The following is a 19,924-nucleotide window of genomic DNA, read 5'->3' on the forward strand; positions in this document are numbered from 1 at the left end:
AGCATTGGCCTTGCGTCCTGAGTCAGGATACTAGCTGCTGATAAACTCATACCATTTCTGCAAACTGTAGTCATAGGTTGGCATGACGGTGTTCCAAACCGCGACATTGCTAAAGCGCCTTACATAGCTACCACCTGTACGGACTTCACCGGCTTTTACGGCGATTGCACCGTCGGTGCCAGGCAGCGCCGTGGCGGCAGGCAGACCTTGATACCAATAGTCCCACTCTGCCTTGCTCAGATACTGGCGCGAGCGCTGTGGGTTGGAGATGTAATAACCTTGGCGAGCGATAAAGGCACCGGGCCAGCCGGATAGCCACCAGTTCATGTAGTCGTAAGCGGCGTCTTTGATGCGCCCTGTGGTGTTAGACGATAAACACATAACACCGTGCCAGCCGCGATAGCCTTCTTTAGGCGCGGCATAAATCACAGGGATATTGCGGCTATTTAGGCTAGCCACCGCCGGTGAAAACATGCTTTCAATCACCACACGACCCGAGGCCATAAAGTCCACCGACTCAGGTACAGAAGTCCAGAAGCCACTGAAATGGCCGTCGCGTTTGTACGCAAAAAGAATATCAAACAGCCGGTTCAGTTCGGTGCGGTTCATATTGCCGATGTCATCGACCTCGAACAGCCCCTGCGCCTGCGCCGCTAACGCCAAATCAAACAGACCAATGGCCGGTGCGTTGACAATGCCCACCTGGCCGCGATAACGCGGTTCCAATAGCCAGCCCCAGCTTTCGGTTTGGTAGGGAATGCCGGGCGCAATGAACTCAGTGTTGTAGCCGAAGGAATCCACATTGTGCACGTAGGGTAAAAAACTGAGTGTGTCGGTATGCTCGATGCCCAGTTCGCCATTGGGCTGTATATGCAGAATGCGATAGGGCGCATCGCCAGCACCTAGGTTGGCGTCGGCACTGAGTTTGCCTGTTTTGCTTAAATCATTGAGTTCATCCCAATAGTGAATGCGGCGTTTATCAATACCTTGAATGGCACCAGAACGCCACAGTACGCCTAGGCTATTGGACCATTGCTCATACAAGTCGAACGCTTCTGGGTGCATGGAGGCTTTTTGCAGTACCGCTGCACTGCCTCGTGGCTCGAATACCAGGTCGATATTGAGGTCCTGCATGGCTTGCTGACGTATGGTTTCCTGCAGCGTGACATGGGTACCCAATACTCTGACCTTAGGCTTGCCAGCGGTATGCACCCATGGCGCGGCGACGGCGCTGGCGCCTGTGATCAGACCTTTGATGAGTTGTCGGCGCGAGAGCGTGGTTGTCATAGGTCGCTCCCCGCTATGTTGCTGTCGTTGGCAACGGCGTCGATGAAGGCTCGATAATCGGTTTTGGCTTGCTCCAATAGCACCTGCGCCGGTTGTGCTTGCTCTTGCTCCAGCGCCTGCTGTAACTGTTGCAAACGCTGGCTAAGCTGCTCGGCACCGGCGTTGGCACTGGCGCCTTTCAGGGTATGCACCGTGGCCGCCTGCGAAGTAAGGTCACCGTGATTGAGACTGAGAGTAAGTAATTGCTGATTGGCTTTTTGCTGAAACAGCTCAACCACACGTCGCAACAGCGAAGCGTTATGATTAAGCCGTTGCAGGGCTCCGTCTTTATCCCACACTTGGCCTGAGCGGGCGTTGCTTGTGGTGGTAGTCTCGCTCGTCGGCAGGGGGTTGGTTTGCGGTTGACTGGCAGGTGGGGGCATTAAGGGGCGCGTATGGCGTTCGAGCCATTGGCTGAGCAGGTGACGTAGTTGATCAGCTGCCATCGGCTTGACGATGTAGTCGTTCATGCCAGCACTGATACAGCGCTGGCGATCTTCCGGTTGGGCCGCCGCGGTCACCGCAATCACGGGGATTTGCTCGTAGCGTGCCCCGGCTTCGCCTTGGCGAATGCGTCGGGTAGCACTGTAGCCATCAATCAGGGGCATTTGGCAATCCATTAGGATCAGCAAATAAGGGTCAAACAGCTCACTGTGCACTAGCCGCTCGAGTGCGGCACCGCCATGATTTGCGGTATCACAGCGCAGGCCCATATCGCTCAGCAGGCTGCTTACTACCTCCAGATTGACGTCATCATCGTCGACCACCAGTACCCGTTGTTGCTGGAAGCGCTGGCTGTCAGCTAGCCCAGTCTGAGAGCTAAGAATGGCTTCGCTGCAGGCATCACCGTTGGCGTGGATATAGGCTAGGGCCAGTTCTTCTTGGGTAACTGGTTGCGGTAACTCGATCAGACGCAAGCCATCCGGTAGCGTATTGCCTAAATGGCCAGGCGGGGTGAGAGCCATGACATGGGTAGACGTTTTGCTTTGCAGTGCCGAAGCATAGTCGCTGAGGTAGCGTACCTCGGTAATGAGTACATCAAAATCGGCACTGTTCTCACCGCCATCAGCGATTACGACATCGCCGCCGCGCCGTCGAATCATGCGCGCCAAGACATCGGCTTGCAAGCCATCATCTAGGCGCAACAACCAGCGGCTATCGGCGTAGCCGCCATCGCGGTGTAATGGGTGGTGGCAGTTGCCTGAGGCGGCGCTGACATTGAGGGAAAACTCGAAGCAGCTACCTTGTTCTGGCTGACTGTTCACGGTGATTTCGCCGCCCATCAGTTGGCACAGGCGCTGGCTTAGGGCTAACCCGAGACCAACACCACCGAGGCGCTCATGCAGGTGCTGGTCTTTCTCATCAAACGCTGAGAATAGATGTTGTTGTTGGTCCGGCTCCAGGCCTATGCCGGTATCGCGTATGCGGCAATGCAGCTCGATACCATAGTCCTGTGCTTCTGCGCTGCTGATTTCCATATACACATAGCCATGACGAGTGAACTTGACGGCATTGGATAAAAGGTTGTCGACCACTTGTCGTAGTCGGGTAGGGTCGCCGCGCACGCGGTCATATGCCAGCGATGAGGTGTCCCATAAAAGTGTTAGCCCCTTGTTGAAGGCTTGTTCGGCATGACGTTTAACGACTGGTGTGAGCACCGCGGTCAGGCTGTATTCGACCTCTTCGATAAACAGGTTGCCTGAGCGCACCTTGGCATAATCCAGCACATCGTTTATCAGCTGGGCGGCGTGCTGCATGCTGCTGCTGGCCATTTGCACATAGTGCTGCTGATCAGCGTTTAAAGGGCCTTTGGCGAGTAGGTTAAGCACACCTTGGATGCTGTTCATGGGGGTGCGAATCTCATGGCTGATGGCCGCCAATAGACGCTCTTTGCTTTTGTTGAGCTGACGAGCATCCGTCAGAGCCTGCTGCGTATCCTGTAACTGTTGCTGCTGTTGTTTTAACTGTTGTCGATGTTGTTGCTGTAGCCGCTCGGTCAGTACGGACTGCTCGCTCAGGTCATGCAGTGTCAGTGAAGCACCTATATAGCGCCCATTTGCCGCAACAATGGGCATCAGAGTTAGCGCGAGGGGAAAAGTGTGGTCTTCATAACACCCTGACGTTTGAACTTTGAGCGCTCGGCGCTGCTGCAATGCTTGCCGTAGCTGCTGTTCTGTCGGGCTATCGCTGTCCTCTGGTAGCAGCGTTCCGTGCACAGACTGACCCATCAGGCTGGCTTGGTGCTGACCAAACAGACTTTCAGTCGCGCGATTGGCACTGATAATGGTGCCATCGAGTCCGAGCATGACGACGGCATCGTTGGCGTTTTCAACGACGGCTAGTAGCTGTGCTTGGGCCGCCAGCCAACGTAGGCGGGTAGCGACAAACCGCTGGTAGCCGAGCATAAACATCAGCACGAGACCAATCAGCACAGAAGTCACGATCAGTGCGGTACCACGGCGTTGCTGCACCTCCTGCCAGATACCGGCCTCGGGCAAGCGGGTGTATAGCACGAGCTGGCGGCCCAGCTCGGGTGAGCCTAATGGCAGCCTCTGCTCACGCCAGTAAAAGCGGTTACCCTCGTGCTCGAACGCTTGAATGCCGGCACTGATGGGGCGGCTGTTTGCGCTTGGGTATTGCTGTTGCCAGCGCTTGGCGCTGCCGAGCTCGTGCGCGAACTCCCAGTCGCGCTGTGGGTGCAGTAGAAAGTGACCGCGTTGATCGGTGACCAGTAGCTGGTAGGGGGAGGCGACGCTGGTACGCAACTGTTGCAATAAGGACGTGGCATCCAGCGTAAAGCTCAGATATCCGAATGGTTGCGATTTGTCGCTATCGAATACCGGCAGTGCGATTTGCAGCGCTGGCCATAACGGATACACCAGCTGTTGCTGGCGCCTGGCCAGATAAGGCGCAGATACATAAAACTGCCCAGGCTTAAGGGTTGGCCAAGTGGCGGCTTCAACATGGCGGTTGCTGCCATGGCTCGTTAGGTCCCCTGAGTGGCGACTAATGAACGCCAGAGTTTCGCCGTCGTAAGTGGTGTAGCGGATGGTGTGAATGTCACCGTGGTGGCTCATATAGGCCGATAGAATCTGCTGCAGACGCTGTTGCCACTGGGTTTGGGTCGATCCGCTGGCAGGGTCCACCCCACCATTTTGGGTGCTTCTCACCAAGGCGGCCACGGGCGGTGTGGCATGAATAAAGCTCAGGTAGTTGTATGCTTGTTGTATGTTCCGTTGCAGCACGTCGCCGGCTTGCTGTTGTTGCTGTGGCAACGCCTCCAGCAAGCGCTGGCGCGCTTCGTAATAGTGGTACTGCTCCAACCCCAGTAGCAGCAATGCCGATACCACGATGACGGCAAAGATGTTTTGGGCAAAGCGGAATCGCATATCTTTGCTGTCGGTCAGCAGTGATGGCTCGGTGATCATGAGTTCTCTCCCTGATATCTGTAAACTAGCAGCAAAGCCCCAACCCGCAACTGAGCCATGAAATCCATCTTGATGTTGTCTGCCTACCGCAGTGATAGCCATGCCCAGTGGGCAGATGGCTTGCAAAGGCAGTTACAGGCCGACTGGCGTGTATTCGAGCTGCCTGGGCGCTACTTTCGCTGGCGCATTCGGGGCAATCCGTTGTCCTGGTTGCAGCCGTTGCAAACGCTTCTGCAAGGCTGGCAACCGGATCATGTGCTGGCGACCAGCATGGTCGATCTGGCCACTTTGCGTGGCTTGCTGCCCCAGCTGGCGGCAGTGCCGGCCAGTTATTACTTTCATGAAAACCAGTTTGCTTACCCCGTGAGCCAGCAACAACATGCCTCCGTTGACCCGCAAATGGTGCAGCTCTACGGTGCCTTGGCGGCACAACAGCTGCTGTTTAACTCGGCTTACAATCGTGACAGTTTTCTGCAGGGACTGGCGGCATTACTGAAGCGCCTGCCCGATCAAGTGCCGCTGGGGGTAGTCGAACAGTTGCAGCAACGCAGTCAAATACTGCCCGTTATGGTCGAGCCAGTAGCGATCAGCCCGAGGGCAGCATCGTCGCTGCCCTTGGTTCTGTGGAACCACCGTTGGGAATATGACAAGCGGCCCGATCGCTTTCTGGCACTGTTGCGCCAGCTGCACCAGCCAGTAAGGCTGGCCTTGCTGGGTAGTCGCCCGCAGCAGGTGCCTGCGGCCTTAATGGCCATTCGCCAAGAATTTAGTGATTGGATTGTGGTGGATGACTTTCCGCCGCGAGATGAGTATTTGCGCTGGTTACAACAGGCGGATGTAGCGGTGAGCTGCGCTGATCATGAGTTCCAAGGCCTAGCCATGCTGGAAGCCGTGAGTGCCGGTGCCAAACCTCTGGTGCCAGATGCGTTGTGTTATCGCGAGCAATATCCGCCGCAGTGCCGCTATATTGCCGGCGATATGCAAGCGGCTGCCGCTAAGTTACAGAACTGGCAGCAGCTACCAGCGGCTGACATTGGCGCTTGGCTGGCACCGGCGGTGAAGGCGCGTTGGCAGAGTTGGCTGGGGAAGATCTCCAACGGCGGCTTGGCCTAGCCTGTGGCAAGTAGCATTCTGAAGTGCTTTAGTGGCGACTCTGGTAGTCGTAGAGCGCTTCTAATACTTTGCCCAACGCTTCGTCGATGGCTTCCAGTAACTGGCTTTTTTGCCTTAATCGGTCAGACGTTGTGTGAGCCAAGCGCATAAGCTTGGTTTCTTGGTCTTCGTCAAGCCCGAGGCTAAACAGCATGGATTCGAGTTGCTCAACCATTTCCATCACTTCTTGGCTGATGCTGTTTGTTTGCTGACGCACCTCGGCACTGGTTTGCTTGATGGTTGATTCGGTTAGCTGAATGACTTCGGTGAGCATGTCTTGGCGCAGCGCTTCGAACCGTTGTTCTGCTACCAATAGCTGTGCCTGACCGCAGGCAATATCGACCAAAATGGCAAGGTGGTCTTTTAAACGCCCGTAGCGGTTTTCATCCTCCAGCGGCATGTTTTTAATTAGCAGCACCACTTGCGGCGCGTGAATAATAGTGCGGATACCATGATGAGTAATGCCTTTGGGGTGGTGGCGAAACTTTTGTAATAGTTGTCCGGCTAAATCCTCTGGCGCACAGCCAACGATCACAGGAGTATCTGTGTTGATTAATACGTAGGCGCTGAGCTGAAACGAGGCAGCGCTGGCTATTACCGCAGCAGCCAGCGACTCAGCGCTGCGTATTTGCTGAGTTTGGCGTACAAAATCGATGATATTGCCCAGCTCTGAACTGTGCGTCATGGCCTCCATAGCGACCTGCATGGCTTGGTTCGCCTGTTCCTTGGACTCACTCTGTTGCTGCGCTTGCTTGAGCTTATCTGTCACCAGCTGCTGTAGCTTATGACCGTCTACGGGCTTGGTCAGGTAGCCATCGGCGCCGGCTTCAAACCCTTGCAAGCGTTCTTCGGCGGTCTCTTTGGCAGAAACAAAAACAATGGGGATATTAGCCGTGGCCGTGTGCGACTTAAGCTCGACGCAAACCTCATAGCCACTCATGCCTGGCATCATAATGTCCAGTAAAATTAGGTCCGGTGCGTTCGATGCTACCGCTTGTAAGCACGCTTTACCGCTATCGGCTTCCTCGATCTGGTGTTGTGTTTCGAGTAGCGTTTGCAGCATTAAGCGATTATCAGCGGCGTCATCGACGATTAAAATCTTGGCCATACAAAGCTCCATGACGTTTTTTATTGACGGTGCCGTTAGCGTTGGCAAACCTGGTTGCGGCCGTTTTGCTTGGCGTCATACAGTGCTAAGTCTGCTCGTTTCAGCACTGAGTTTAGCGAGTCCTCGGCATGGATATGGGTGGCGCCAATACTCACAGTAATGGGGACTCGGTCTGGGTTAAACTCGCTCACGGCGATGCGTAGCTGTTGCGCTTTGGCTATGACTTGATCGGAGGGGCAAGGGTCTAGTAGTACAAAAAACTCCTCACCACCAATGCGGGCAACCAAATCTTCTATCCGAAAAAAGCTCACCAAAAACTGCCCCAAGCCTGCTAGCACCCTGTCGCCCTGTTGGTGCCCTAAGTCATCGTTGATGGTTTTGAAATGATCAATATCTAACAGCAAAACCGCCAGCTCATAGCCGTGGCGGCGGCTGCGCGCCAAGCGGTAATCAATATGGTTCATTAAATAGTGGCGGTTATACAAGCCGGTCAGTTGATCATGCATGGCCAAGTGGGCGAGATGGTCACGCTGGCGCTTTAGGGTAATGTGCGTTTGCACGCGTGCACGCACGATGGCTGGGCGAATAGGTTTAAATAAATAGTCGACCGCGCCCAGCTCCAAACCTTGCTCCTCTGAACGCTGGTGGGTTCTGCCGGTAACAAAGATGATTGCAATGTCTTGGGTGACGTGGTTGGACTTCAGTTGCTGACAGACTTCAAAGCCATTCATATCGGGCATTTCGACATCAAGCAGAATCACGTCCGGAGCAAAGCGCTGAGCCAACTCCAGACACTGACAGCCGCCCATTGCCACTTTTATCTGGAAGTTATCGCGCAAACAGGCGGCTAACGCCTGTAGGTTTTCTGCGCTGTCGTCGGCTATCAGCACCGTACCTGGTGTTTCTGTATCGTGCTTGGCACTTTCATTCATCGATCACCCGTTATGACGGCCGGTTAAGAGAAACGTCTAAGCACTGCTTGCAGCTGAGCGTTGGCGGTTTCGCTATCGAAACGGTCAATGGCTTGGCGAATAGTAAGCAATTGTTGCGCCAATGCCGGTTCGCTCAGCTCGGTATGGAGCACAGCGTAATCATTACTATCAATATAGTTAGCTAACTCAAGCTCGATTTGTAACTGGCGCAGTTCTGCGATGTCAGCCTCGCTGAGCTGGTCGCGACTTGGTGATGGTTGCTTGGCTGGCTCATCCGCCGCCTGCAATGACTGGATGTGCAGGCTAAAGCGTTGTATCGCTTGCTCCAGTTCGGCTATGGCTGTGCTGTGATCGTCATCTGGTGCTTGACGGCTGTTGTGCTCCAGTTGTTCTGCCAGTCGTCTGACTTGCTCTGCGCCAAGATTGGCTGCAGCCCCTTTGATGGTGTGTGCTTCGGCGTTGATGGCAGGGCCATTGCCTTGTTGTTGCGACTGCTTTAAAGCTTCAATGCGGCCAGGCTGCTCTTGCAAGAACAAATCGAGCAGGCGCTTCAATAAGGTTTCGTTGCCCATCATGCGCTGCAGTGCTTCGTCAGATAACCAGATAGGCTCGATGGTTTCCTTGTTTTGAGTCACTTCACCTTGGCTTGTGTCGGCCTCGTTGACGGTCTCGCGTTGTGCCTCGCTCCTGTGGGTAGATTTTGGTGCGGCAGGCGATGTGGGTGAGGGCGCGTCAATGGCTGCAGCTGCTTTGGGTGTGGGGTTGGGTGTGGGGTTGGGTATGGGCGCTTGCAGCCACTGATTCAGTTTCTGCTGCACGGCTTGCACATTAACCGGCTTCGATAAATAGTCATCCATTCCAGCTTCGAGGCAGCTTTGCTTATCGCCTTCCATCGCATTGGCGGTCATGGCGATAATGGGCAGCTCAGCCGCAGCTGGCCCAGCCTCGCCTGCACGGATGCGACGAGTGGCTTCATAGCCGTCCATGTCTGGCATTTGGCAGTCCATCAAGATGAGCTCTATCGGATCGCTCGATGGCTGCAGCAGCGCCAGTGCCTGCCGACCATTGTCAGCGATGCTGACGCGATAGCCCATCGCCCCCAGTAGCTCAGAGGCGACCAGTTGATTGATTTGGTTATCCTCTACTAACAGCAAATGCTGCCAGCTGCCTTGCCCCAAAAAACTGTCGCGTTGTTGCCAGCGGCTGCTGGCGCTTTCATCCAGCGCGCGCAGCAAATCTTGCTCTGTGACCGGCTTTGGGAACCACCAGTCGATGCCGGCCTGATTCAGGGCATCGGGTTCACTGTGAAAATGCATGGGCGTCATCATGACCAGCCGACAGTCTGCCTGCTGTTGCAACTGGTGGCTAGCCAATTGCCCCTGGGCGTTTTCGCTTAAGGCCAGGCTGTGATCCATTAATACGGTGTCAAACTGGCCTGGCTTGGCCTGCGACAGTGCTTGCTCCACCGTTAAGCAGGTGGTGCTGTCGGCATTTAGGTGTGACAGCATGGCGCTTATGCTGTGCGCCAGTTTCGAGTGGCTGGTTACTATCAATATCTGGCGTTTGGGTTGTGAGGCTGCTTGCCTTGACCAGCCCTCATCAACGTACCAGTGGGCAGTGAACACGCTACCGTGCCCCAGTTCGCTATCGACGTGAATGTCGCCCTGCATTAATTGCAGCAGTTGGCGCACGATGGCTAGGCCGAGGCCAGTACCGCCAAAGCGGCGGCTATGTGAGGCGTCGACCTGACTGAATGCGTCAAAGAGGCTGGCTAGGGCGTCTGCGGGAATGCCGATGCCAGTGTCGCGTATCGCGACCTCAACACGACAGGGGCGCTTGTCCGCTGCGCTGGTTTGGAGGCACACCTCGATGTCGCCGGTTTCGGTAAACTTAATGGCATTACCCACTAGGTTGGTCAGAACCTGACGGCTGCGCCCCTCATCGCCGAGAATGTGCTGGCACTGGATGGCAGAGGTGTCGAGGATTAGCTCTAAATCTTTGTCCTGTGCCAGTTGAGCCAGCCCCTCAACACAGTCCCCTGCCATGGCCACCAAGTCATAGCGCTCCGCCGCTAACGTCAGCTTTTGTGCTTCGATCTTGGAAAAATCGAGTATGTCGTTAATTAAGCTCAACAGCGACTGAGCACTGCTGCGGGCCAGACTGATACGGTGTTGCTGCTCTTCGGTCAGCGGTGTATTGCGCATAAGCTCTAGCATGCCGATGATGCCGTTCATGGGCGTACGTATTTCATGGCTCATGGACGCTAGGAACTGACTTTTGGCGAGCAGTGCCGCCTCGGCTTGCTGGCGGGCCTCAATCAGAGCCTTTTGGTTGCGCTGTTGCGAGGTGATATCGCGATAGTTCCAAACTCTGCCAATGGCTTGATGCTCCACCATCATCGGCAATGATGAGCGCTCAAATACACGCCCATCGGCACACTCCAGTAAATCAAAAGCCCCTTGCTCTGGGTTGGCATAGAGCTCCTGCATCTGCTGGCTCACCCCTTGGGCGCGCTGCAGCTGAGGGACAATGTGCTGCAGCAACTGTTTATGGGTTTTGCCTTGCAGCTGGTGGCTTTGCAGTCGCCACATTTCTAGCAGCCTGTGGTTCCAGCGCAAGATGCGTCCCTCGGTACTGGTGACCAGCACGCCATTGTCGGTGGCTTCTAAGCTGGCTTCGATCAGCGACAGTGCCCGTTCAGCCTGCTGTTGCTGCTGACGTAGGGCAGTGATGTCGTAGTTGGCGCCAATGACTCGCTCGGCATTGCCGTCGTCGTCGGTCACCACTTGGGCATTGGCCTGAATGTAGCGCAGCCCATCTGGGTGGCTGATGATGCGAAATTCACTGTTCATGCTGTGTCTGTCGCTGACGCTGCGCTTGAATGCCTCGGCAGCCTGTTCTCGGTCGGCTGGATGAACGCAGTTGAGCCAATCTTGGGCGCTGTGGTTGAAGCTTTCTGGGCGCACGCCGAACAGTTCAAACATGCCGTCGTCCCAAATCACGTGGCCGGTCTTGATGTCGACCTCCCAAATACCCATGCCAGCGGCATCGCGGGCCAAGCTTAAGCGCTGATTGAGGGTGGCCAGTGCCTGTTCACTGCGTTTGCGCTCACTGATGTCGAGGTGGGTGCCGATCATGCGAAGGGGGTTGCCATCTTCTGACCATTCGATGACCTGGCCGGTATCCAACACCCAGATCCAGTGGCCCTCTTTATGGCGCATGCGCGCCTCGCACACGTAATACTCGCTTTCTCCTTGCCAGTGTTGCTGCAGCAGGCGCTCGGACTCGGCCAGATCGTCTGGGTGTGCCAGGGACATCCAAGTGTCGATGGTGGTGGGTTCCAGCTCAGCCAGTGAGTAGCCCACAATCTCAGCCCAGCGCTCATTAAACTGGGTTTTGCCGCTGTCCAGTTGCCAATCCCACACACCAACGGCAGTGGAGCGTAACACCAGCTCGTTGCGGTGCTGCTCCAGCACTTGGTCGTTAATGTCTTGGAACGAACCGAACAAACGCACGCATTGGTCTTTCCTGAACTCTGCTTGGCCCCGAGCTTGCACCCAGATGTCGTGGCCATCGTAGGTGACGATTTGCAGTGTTTCATCCCACGGGGTGCCGTGCTCAATGGCTCGTTGCACGACTTCTTGAATACGCTCGCGGCTGGCGCCTGCCTTGTAAAACTCAATACCTTGTTCCAGCGTAGGGACAAAGTCATCCGGTACTCGGTGAATGGCGCGGGTCATATCCGACCAGTACACCTCTTGCTCTACTAGGTTTACTTCCCAGCCACCTATTCGCGCTTGCGTGCTGACTTGCTGCAGCAGGCGGTCTTGGCGCTGCAGCGCCTGTTGGCCTTGGGCGCGCCCGATCTCTAGCCCGACCCACTGACTGATTAGCTGCACCAACTCCAGCTCTTGCGCAGAGAATGGTTGTGAGCGCAGCTCAGGGCCAGAGAAGTTAACGGTTCCCCGGCGCTGGCCTTGTATAAATAGGGGGCTGCCAACATAGGACTCTAATTTAAATTTTTGGTAGCAAGGATGTTCAGCAATGTCGCTATGGCCTGCGTGATGATAGGCAATGGGGGCATTGGCCATCAGGGTGTGTACGCAGTAGGTATCGCCTAAATTAAACTGGTCGCCCCGACTGAGAGCACCTTCGGGGGCCTGAACGTAGCGCACGGTATAGGTGTTGCCCTGAATATCGCTGACAATGCCGATCGGCAGTTCAAAGACTCGACAGCCCAGCTCTAGCATCGCATTAATGCGCCGCTCTAAGTTGAGGTGGTTATCGGACGTGATCTGATGTAGCTCGGTTAACACCTGTTGGGTGCGCTGCTGCACACTGATATCTGTGCAAACATACATGGTGCCCTGCTGGCGGCGCAGTGGAATGACGGTGGCCTGTAACCAGAAGCTCTGGCAATGGCGGTCATGGCCATGAACAACGCCGGTCCAGCTCTGGCCTTGCTGCAGCGCGCGGTTGATGTGCCAGCCGCTGGTGCCAAAGGGTTCTGGGTCCAGCTCGTCTAGGGTTTTGTTCAACAGCTCTTCTGGTTGGTAACCACTGAGTCGACAAAAATGCCGGTTGGCATTTTTAATACGACCATCGGGGCCGACCAACAAGATAATGCAATGCTGATCCAGCGCTTCTTTTTGATCGCTCAGTTGTGCCAAATGCTGATGTGATTTGAGCAAGCTGTCGTTGATTAGGTCCTGCTGCTGCTGGTGGCGTTTGTTGTTGTTTTGCAGCTCTTGGCGTATTTGCTCCAGTTCGATAATAGAGCTACTGGCTGCGGTGGTCAGGGCGCTATCGGGCTGGCTGAGGCGCTGAATCGGAGCGGCCAAGTGGCGTGCCAGTAGGGCGGCGGCTGCGATTGAGAGTAGGGCTGCGGCCAGCACATAGAGGGCGACGGTATGCCATAGGTAGCGTGCCGCTTGAGATAGTTCAGCGGTTGGGGTTTCGGTGATGAGATACCAAGTCTGATCGGCGGCGCTAACGGTGTGGCGCATGCCCGTCACTGCTACACCATCGAAGGATAAATAGTCCGTCAGCCCCACGTCACTGAACTCTGTGGTCAGTGCCTTGTGTGCTTGGCCGCTGCTGGTGCTGTCGACGAAAGCTGGCAAGGGGGTGCGTAACTCACCTTGCTGGTTGACGATCAGGTTGCGGCGCTGGCCATGAAGGGGGGCGACGATATGCTCAAGCTGGCTGAAATCCAGCTGCAGGGCCACTAAGCCTGCATCGCCTAGGGTGTCGACATACCAGCTGCTAAAGCCACCTGCCAGTGGCTGGGCCGTCGATAAATGATCGAGCCCGTCGCTCAGTGTCGCTTTAATGCTGGTGCTTAATGGCGATGGGCGCTTCTCTTGTAACAGGTTTTGGCCGAGCCAGGAGGTAGGGCGGGCGCTCAGCAGAACCGTGCCATCGCGGCTGATCAACAGTAAGTTATGAAATAGCTGGTCGTGCAGCGGCAATGCCCGAGTGCGCTGTTGATAGGCTTGGTGAATGCTTTGCCACAGTGGCGTGGCAATAAATTCTGGGGCTGGCAGTTGAGTTTTTTGCCAATGATCAACCAACCGCTGGGTGATGGTGTCCAGGCCTGCGCCGCGTGCGTACAAACGCGCATCGGCGAGGCGCATGTTTAGCCAGCGCTGCAGCAATTTGGCGTTTTGCTCTGCTTGTTGTTCAAACTGTTGGCGGGCTTTTTGTTCAAGCTGCTGACTGGCAAGCCAGAGGTTGATGCTGGCCACCGCCAGCATGGGCAGCATCACGATCAGCAGCAATCTGAGCAAGATAAAGCGCTGCAACGGAGAGCCGCGAGTGGCAGATGGTTGGGCGTTTGGCTTGGCCATGCAGGGGCGCCAGGACGAAGAATGTTTCTACAGCCTAGCCCAGTCGTACATGCCTGCCAGATATGTCAGTTTTATGGCTTGCCCGACAGAGAACGGTCGATGTAAGGCTCTGCTTGGCTGGCATCGAGTTGATCATCTAAGGCAGGCTCGCGGTTGGCGCGCAAAGCCACCCAGGCGGAAACATCCTGTTGCCACTCACTCATGGGGCGCAGCTCCGGCGCCGCCAGCAGTTTGGCTTCGGTACCTTTGCGGGCAAACACCAGCAGGTGGCGCACGCGATAGGCACGCATGGGGGGGATCTCTCTGGGCATCTGGCCTCCGCCACGGTTTTAATCGAGGGCGGCTTTATAGCAAAAAAAACACCGCCACGCATGGTGGCGGTGCGGTGACCTTGCCTGTTGAATTACCCTTGCGAAGGGCTAAAACGGCGGTAAAACACCGGCAGCACAATCAGCGTTAATAGCGTTGACGTCAGCAAGCCGCCGACAATGACCGTGGCCAACGGCCTTTGAATCTCGGCGCCGACGCCTTGACTTAGCAGCATGGGTATTAACCCCAAGGCCGAGGTGATGGCCGTCATCAACACCGGGCGCAAACGCGACACGGCGCCCTCGATAATGGCTTCATCTAGGACTTGGCTGGATGTTTGACGCTGGCGTTGCTGGTTGATTTGTGACACCAGCACCACGCCATTGAGTACCGCCACACCAAATAAGGTAATAAAGCCCACTGAGCTGGGGACGGATAAATACTGACCGCTGAGCCACAGCGCCCAAATCCCGCCGATGGCGGCCATGGGGACATTGGCCAAAATCAACAGCGTTTGCCCCAAGTGGCCAAACGCCAGATACAACAGCAGGGCAATCAGCGCCAATGCCAGCGGTACCACTAATAGTAGACGTTGCTGGGCGCGTTGCTGGCTTTTGAACTGGCCTCCTAGCTCAACTGAATAGCCTGTGGGCATGTCGACTTGCTGTTGGATGCGCTGGCGAATATCGGCCACCACGCTGCCCATATCGCGGCCTTCGACGTTGGCTTGAATCACCACCCGACGCTGGACATCGTCGCGGCGTATTTGCGGTGGACCGGCTTCGATGTTGACCTCGGCGACGTCTTGCAGTCGCAGCCAAGCGCCGCTGGGGCTGATCAACGGCAGCTGCGCAATGGCGTCTACCTGATGGCGGCTTTCCTTGGCCAGGCGCACATAAATGTCGTAGCGCTCGTTGCCTTGGATGATTTGCCCAGCACTGGCGCCACCTAAGCCATCGCGCACCAAAGCCAGCACATCTGCCACGGCCAGCCCGTAGCGCGAGAGTGCTTCACGATTCGGCCGCACCACCAATTGCTGTTCGCCGGCAATGGGTTCTAAAGCGACATCGCGAGTGCCATCGACCTGCTTGACCTGCTCGGTAATGGCCAGGCCGGTTTGCTCCAGTTGCGCCAGGTCAGGACCAAACAGCTTGATGGCCAGCTGAGCTTTAACGCCGGAGAGCAGTTCATCGACGCGGGTGGCAATGGGTTGTGAGAAGTTAAACAACAGCCCTGGGTGCTGCTCTAACTTGGCTTGCATCGCTTGCTGCAGTTCCACGCGATTGCTAGCGCTTTGCCACTGAGCAACGGGTTTAAGGCCGATGTATATTTCGATATTGCTGACCGGCTCCGGGTCGCCACCCACTTCAGCACGACCGATGCGCGACATGGCGTAGGTGACCTCTGGGAAGGTCATTAATAACGCTTCGAGTTTGGGCGCGACAGTCAAGGCGGTATCTAGGCTGGCTGAAGGCGCCAGCGTAACGCGCAAGTTGAGGGTGCCTTCCTCCAGTTCAGGCACGAACTCGGTGCCTAAACGCGGCAGCAAAGCGCTGGTGGCCAGCAGCAACGCCAACACCGCTGCCAACACCGCACGCGGCCGCTTTAAGAGGCGCTGCAGCACAGCGCGATACTGCCGTTGCCAAGTGTCGATCCAGGCGTTGCGACGCAGTCGTGGCGGGGTTTTAAACAGGTAAGCCGCCAGTGCCGGAATCAGCAGCAGCGCGGTAAACAGTGCCGCCAACAGCGCCAGCATAATGCTGATGGCCATGGGCTGGAACAGCTTGGCTTCCACGCCTTCAAAGGCGAACAGCGGCAGAAACACCACCAAAATAATGCTGCTGGCAAAAAACACCGGCCGTGCGACTTGCTGGCAAGCCTGACCAATGCGCTGCTGCGGACTGTTTTGCTCTGGCTCTTGCTCATCCTGCTGCAGTTGGCGGGTAAGGTGCTCTGTCATCACCACGGCGCCATCGACCAGCATGCCAATGGCGACGGCCAAGCCTCCCAGCGACATTAAGTTGGCCGACAACCCCAGCAACGCCATGATCATCAATGCCAAGCCAATGGATACTGGAATCGATAACAGCACCAGCAAGGTGGCACGTAGGTTTAATAAAAAGAACGCCAGCACCACCACGATCAAAGCAAAGGCAATCAACAAGGCGTCGACCACGGTCATCACCGCTTGGTCGATCAGGCTGGATTGGTCGTAGTAGGGCTGCAAACGCACGCCGTCTGGCAGAGCTTGCTGAATGCGGGGCAGGCGCTCTTTGATGGCATCGATGGTGGCCTTGGTGTTGGCGCCCATGCGCTTGAGCACAATGCCGGAGACCACTTCGCCTAACGGTTCGGCGGAGCCGTCGGACTGGCGCTGACTCATGGTGACGGCGCCTTGGCGAATCTCGCCGCCAAGTTCGACGCGCGCCAAATCCGACAGGCGAATGGTGGTGCCGTCGACGGTTTTAATCGCCAGTGATTTTAATTGCGCTAAGCCTTGCTGGCCGCCATCCAGCCAACCCATGCCGCGAATCACCAGCTGCTCCTGGCCACGGGGCATGTACCAGCCACCAACATTCAGGTTGTTGGCGGCGATGGCCTCCATCACCTGTGGTTGCGTTATTTGATAGGCCAGCAAGCGCTCCGGCAGCAAATTGACTTGGTACTGGCGCACTTCGCCGCCAAACGACAGCACTTCGGTCACGCCCTCCGCTGGCATCAGCAGCAGTTTGACCAGCCAATCGTTGAGGCTGCGCAGCGCCATAACGTCATAGCCGCTGTCTGGCTCAGCGATCAATAAGTATTGAAATATTTGCCCTAAACCCGAGGTGTTGGGCCCCATTTGTGGAATACCAACCCCCTGCGGGATCAACTCACGCGCTGCTTGCAGCCGCTCAAACACCAGCTGGCGGGCGAAATAAATATCGGTGCCTTCTTTAAACACCACAGTCACACCAGACAGACCGGTTTTGGACACGGAACGCACTTCCTCGACATCGGGCAAGGCATACATGACCGCTTCAATCGGGTAGCTGATCAGCTGTTCGACTTCCTCGGCGGCAAGGCCGGGGGCTTCGGTATTGATGCTGACCTGGACATTGGTAACGTCCGGGAAGGCATCTAAATTGAGCCGAGGGATCACCAGCATGGCGCACACACTGGCCGCCATCAGAGCCAAGAGCAGCAGCAAGCGCTGGCGCACGGCCCAGGCAATGGTTTGGTTTAACATGCGCATTTGCTCCTAGTGGTTGTGCGGGTCAAAGCCGTCTTTGGCCAGTTGCGAGGCGACAAAAAACGCCCCCTGCATCACTAGGCGAGCGCCTTCTTCAATGCCGTGCACCTGCTGCCAGTCGCCAAAGCGCTGGCCCAGTTCCACCTCCTGCGCGCTGAAAGCATCGCTGTCGGTTTGCACAAAAACCTGCCAATGACCATCCGGACTTGGCATTAAGGCCGACGCCGGCACCGCCAATACTGGCGGGCTGGTAAATGTCAGCTCGGCGGTGGCAAACATACCGGGGTGAAAGCGGTGATCTGGGTTGTTGATTTCTAAACGCACCTTGCGCGTGCGCGTGACCGGATCGATGGTGTGGGAATCCTGGCCAATACGGGCTTCAACCAGGCTGTCGCCAATGGCGACTCGTAACTGTTGGGCCTGAGTGAGCGACAGGTTTTCGCTAGCCGGCAAATGCACTTCGACCCAAAGTTGCTGTTCGTTGGCAATGCGCATCAAGGCGGTGCCGGCCGGCAGGTGCTGGCCCTGTTCAAACGGATCGCTCAAGACCGTGCCATCGACCTGGGCGCGCAGCTGATATTGGCCAAGCTGTTGCTGGCCGTTGCCTTGCAGAGCCTCGATGTCCGCTTGATTGAGGCCAAAGGCCTGCAGTTGCGCTTGGCTTTGCTCGTAATTAGAGCGTGCGCGGGTGTAGCGCTGCTCACCGACGGTGTTGCGCCCCAGCGATTGCACTCGCTGCCACTCTGAATGCGCTTGGCGATAACTGGCTTGGGCGGTGGCAACGTCGGCGCTAAACAAGGTGACCAGGGCTTGCCCGGCTTTGACGTGATCGCCTAACGCCACGTGCCGAGCCACGACAGAAGAGTCGCTGCGTGGGCTCAAGACGTAGGTCTGATAGGCATTGGCGACCACTTCTGCCGGCGCGCGCACGATGTGTGGCCGCGAGGTTCGCTGCAAGGGGGCGATTTCGAGTTCGGCCAGTTGCTGTTGCTGTGCGGTTAAATGGGCCGCGCTGGCGTGTTCAGTGTGATCGCCATCAGCATGCTCGTGCTTATCTGGGGTGTGCTCATCATGCTCGTCGCCTGAGTGGTTGTGATTGGCATGATCGTGCTCGTCGTCTTTGTGCTCTTTATGGGCATTGGCATGATCGGCGCTGTGGTCATGGTCGCCAGCCTGTTGCTGCTTGTGTGATGCGTGATCATGGCCGTTTGGGCTATGGGTTGAGTGGTCATCGCCGGCCAGCGCCAAGGCGGGTGAAGCCAGCAGCAGGGTCAAAGTCAAATTACGAAGCATGGTGAGTCTCCACAGTGGCGGCAGGAAGAACGAAGGTGGGGAGTTGTCCGGCGCTGAGCCAGCGTTGCAAGTTAGCCAGTCGAGCTTGGCGTTGCAGTTCAATGCCGGCGCGTTGGCTGGCGGCCAGTTGATTCAGACTGCGCAAATAGTCGGCGCTGCTTAAGTCACCTTGCTGCCAGCGCTGGCGCAGAAGCTCGGCGGTATGGCTCAGGCGTTGCTGGCTGTGTTGGCGCCATTGTTGCCACTGTTGGTCGAAGTTGCGCCAGTTTTGCTGCGCTTGCTGCCATTGCTGCAGCAGTTGGCGGCGTTGGCCGCGATAATCGGCTTCCAAAGCCAATGCCTGTTGTTGCAGCGCCCGCTGCTCGGGGGCGTAGTCGTTACGAACATTGAGTGGCAGCGACAGGTTCAAACCGCTGACGGTTTGCTGATCCTCTTTGCCCACTGTGAGCCCTAGGGTGGGGCGGCTGCGACGATCACGCTGGGCGGCCAAGGCGGTGGCTTGCTGGGCTTGCCAGTGGGCTTTGGCCGTTTGGAGCAGCGGATGTTGGTCGACCTCAAACTCAGGCTGCGCTTGCTTTAACTGCTGCCAGGCCTGCTCTGGGGCGGCGTCCAGTTGACCCAGCCACCAGCGCCGTTGTTGCTCGGCTTGCAGTTGCTGTTGCTGACTTTGCGCCAGCGTTAGACGCTGCTCAGATAGCGATAAAAACGCCAGTTCGGCATCCAGTTGGCCGACGTCGCCTTGTTGCTGGCGGCGCTGTATCAGCTGTTGCAGCTGCAATAAGCGCTGCTGCTGCTGCTCGGCCAGCTGTTGCTGCTGGCGGGCGGCCTGCCAGTTAACCTCGCTGCTTAAGGCATTAATCCATTGCTGCAGTTGTCGCCAGCGGTTGGTGGCATGGCTGGCCGTCACTTGTTGTTGTGCTTGCTGCTGCAACGCTTGGCGGCTGTTCCAGACGTCCAGTTCTTGATTGAGACCCACTTGATAGCTGCGCTGGCCATTGCTGCGCTGCCATTCGCCTTCCAGCTCTGGGTTGAAACGCGGCAGGGCCGCTTGCTCTGCGCTGGCCTGAGTGCTGCTGTGGCGGGCCTGGGTGGCCTGCCAGTTGGGGTGTTGTTGCAATTGCGCTCTGGCTTGCGACCACCAGTTGCTGGGTGGTGTCGCTGCCAAAGCGGCAGGGGTGATCAGCGCCAGGCTCAAAATAGCCAGGCGATGGCGAAAACACATCATTGATGTTCTCCAAACACAATAAATACGCATGTGCGGCGCGCCATTGCATGGCCGTAGCCGCTCGTTGTTG

Annotated in this window: 10 protein-coding genes; 1 reads left to right on the plus strand and 9 read right to left on the minus strand. The window is 56.7% G+C overall.

Annotated features, from left to right (window positions below):
* Nucleotides 1-30: 30 nt before the first annotated feature.
* A complete protein-coding gene (locus IE090_RS02655; RefSeq protein WP_189386779.1) occupies nt 31-1,287 on the minus strand; it encodes an ABC transporter substrate-binding protein in 1,257 nt (418 codons plus the stop codon).
* Nucleotides 1,284-4,754, minus strand: a complete 3,471-nt coding sequence (locus IE090_RS02660; RefSeq protein ID WP_189386780.1) for an ATP-binding protein — start codon at nt 4,752-4,754, stop codon at nt 1,284-1,286. Before IE090_RS02660 ends, IE090_RS02655 begins: the two co-directional genes overlap by 4 nt.
* A 57-nt stretch (nt 4,755-4,811) precedes the next feature.
* Between IE090_RS02660 and IE090_RS02665 the strand changes: the two genes are divergently transcribed.
* Nucleotides 4,812-5,867 carry a tRNA-queuosine alpha-mannosyltransferase domain-containing protein gene (locus tag IE090_RS02665; protein WP_189386781.1) on the plus strand — a complete coding sequence of 352 codons (1,056 nt, stop codon included), beginning with the start codon at nt 4,812-4,814 and terminating at the stop codon, nt 5,865-5,867.
* Nucleotides 5,868-5,895: 28 nt separating this feature from the next.
* On the opposite strand, the gene IE090_RS02670 is transcribed toward IE090_RS02665, so the two are convergent.
* From IE090_RS02670 to IE090_RS02700, 7 genes are all read right to left on the minus strand, one after another.
* On the minus strand, nt 5,896-7,014 hold the full coding sequence (locus tag IE090_RS02670) for a response regulator (RefSeq protein WP_189386782.1): 1,119 nt from the start codon (nt 7,012-7,014) through the stop codon (nt 5,896-5,898).
* Between the two features lie 35 nt (nt 7,015-7,049).
* Nucleotides 7,050-7,946 (minus strand): diguanylate cyclase, encoded by an 897-nt coding sequence (locus IE090_RS02675; RefSeq protein WP_189386783.1) that lies wholly within the window; start codon nt 7,944-7,946, stop codon nt 7,050-7,052.
* Nucleotides 7,947-7,969: 23 nt separating this feature from the next.
* Complete coding sequence (locus tag IE090_RS02680) at nt 7,970-13,795, minus strand: PAS domain-containing protein (RefSeq protein WP_189386784.1); 5,826 nt, start codon at nt 13,793-13,795, stop codon at nt 7,970-7,972.
* 71 nt (nt 13,796-13,866) lie between these two features.
* The gene (locus tag IE090_RS02685) at nt 13,867-14,106 is read right to left on the minus strand and encodes a hypothetical protein (RefSeq protein ID WP_189386785.1); all 240 of its coding nucleotides are present in this window, start codon (nt 14,104-14,106) and stop codon (nt 13,867-13,869) included.
* 92 nt (nt 14,107-14,198) lie between these two features.
* Nucleotides 14,199-17,333 (minus strand): efflux RND transporter permease subunit, encoded by a 3,135-nt coding sequence (locus IE090_RS02690; protein WP_189386786.1) that lies wholly within the window; start codon nt 17,331-17,333, stop codon nt 14,199-14,201.
* Nucleotides 17,334-17,345: 12 nt separating this feature from the next.
* Nucleotides 17,346-18,629: an efflux RND transporter periplasmic adaptor subunit gene (locus IE090_RS02695; RefSeq protein ID WP_189386787.1), complete on the minus strand. Its 1,284-nt coding sequence runs from the start codon at nt 18,627-18,629 to the stop codon at nt 17,346-17,348.
* On the minus strand, nt 18,619-19,854 hold the full coding sequence (locus tag IE090_RS02700) for a TolC family protein (RefSeq protein ID WP_189386788.1): 1,236 nt from the start codon (nt 19,852-19,854) through the stop codon (nt 18,619-18,621). The genes IE090_RS02695 and IE090_RS02700 overlap by 11 nt, the downstream gene beginning before the upstream one ends.
* Nucleotides 19,855-19,924 lie beyond the last annotated feature (70 nt).

Origin of the sequence: Bacterioplanes sanyensis, from assembly GCF_014652515.1 — a bacterium.
GTDB lineage: Bacteria > Pseudomonadota > Gammaproteobacteria > Pseudomonadales > Oceanobacteraceae > Bacterioplanes > Bacterioplanes sanyensis.

Bases quoted from the DNA above. Each gene is read 5' to 3' on its own strand.
- IE090_RS02695 (WP_189386787.1), bottom strand. From the start codon at position 18,629: ATGCTTCGTAATTTGACTTTGACCCTGCTGCTGGCTTCACCCGCCTTG.
- IE090_RS02690 (WP_189386786.1), bottom strand. From the start codon at position 17,333: ATGTTAAACCAAACCATTGCCTGGGCCGTGCGCCAGCGCTTGCTGCTG.
- IE090_RS02675 (WP_189386783.1), bottom strand. From the start codon at position 7,946: ATGAATGAAAGTGCCAAGCACGATACAGAAACACCAGGTACGGTGCTG.
- IE090_RS02685 (WP_189386785.1), bottom strand. From the start codon at position 14,106: ATGCCCAGAGAGATCCCCCCCATGCGTGCCTATCGCGTGCGCCACCTG.
- IE090_RS02670 (WP_189386782.1), bottom strand. From the start codon at position 7,014: ATGGCCAAGATTTTAATCGTCGATGACGCCGCTGATAATCGCTTAATG.
- IE090_RS02660 (WP_189386780.1), bottom strand. From the start codon at position 4,754: ATGATCACCGAGCCATCACTGCTGACCGACAGCAAAGATATGCGATTC.
- IE090_RS02655 (WP_189386779.1), bottom strand. From the start codon at position 1,287: ATGACAACCACGCTCTCGCGCCGACAACTCATCAAAGGTCTGATCACA.
- IE090_RS02665 (WP_189386781.1), top strand. From the start codon at position 4,812: ATGAAATCCATCTTGATGTTGTCTGCCTACCGCAGTGATAGCCATGCC.
- IE090_RS02680 (WP_189386784.1), bottom strand. From the start codon at position 13,795: ATGGCCAAGCCAAACGCCCAACCATCTGCCACTCGCGGCTCTCCGTTG.
- IE090_RS02700 (WP_189386788.1), bottom strand. From the start codon at position 19,854: ATGATGTGTTTTCGCCATCGCCTGGCTATTTTGAGCCTGGCGCTGATC.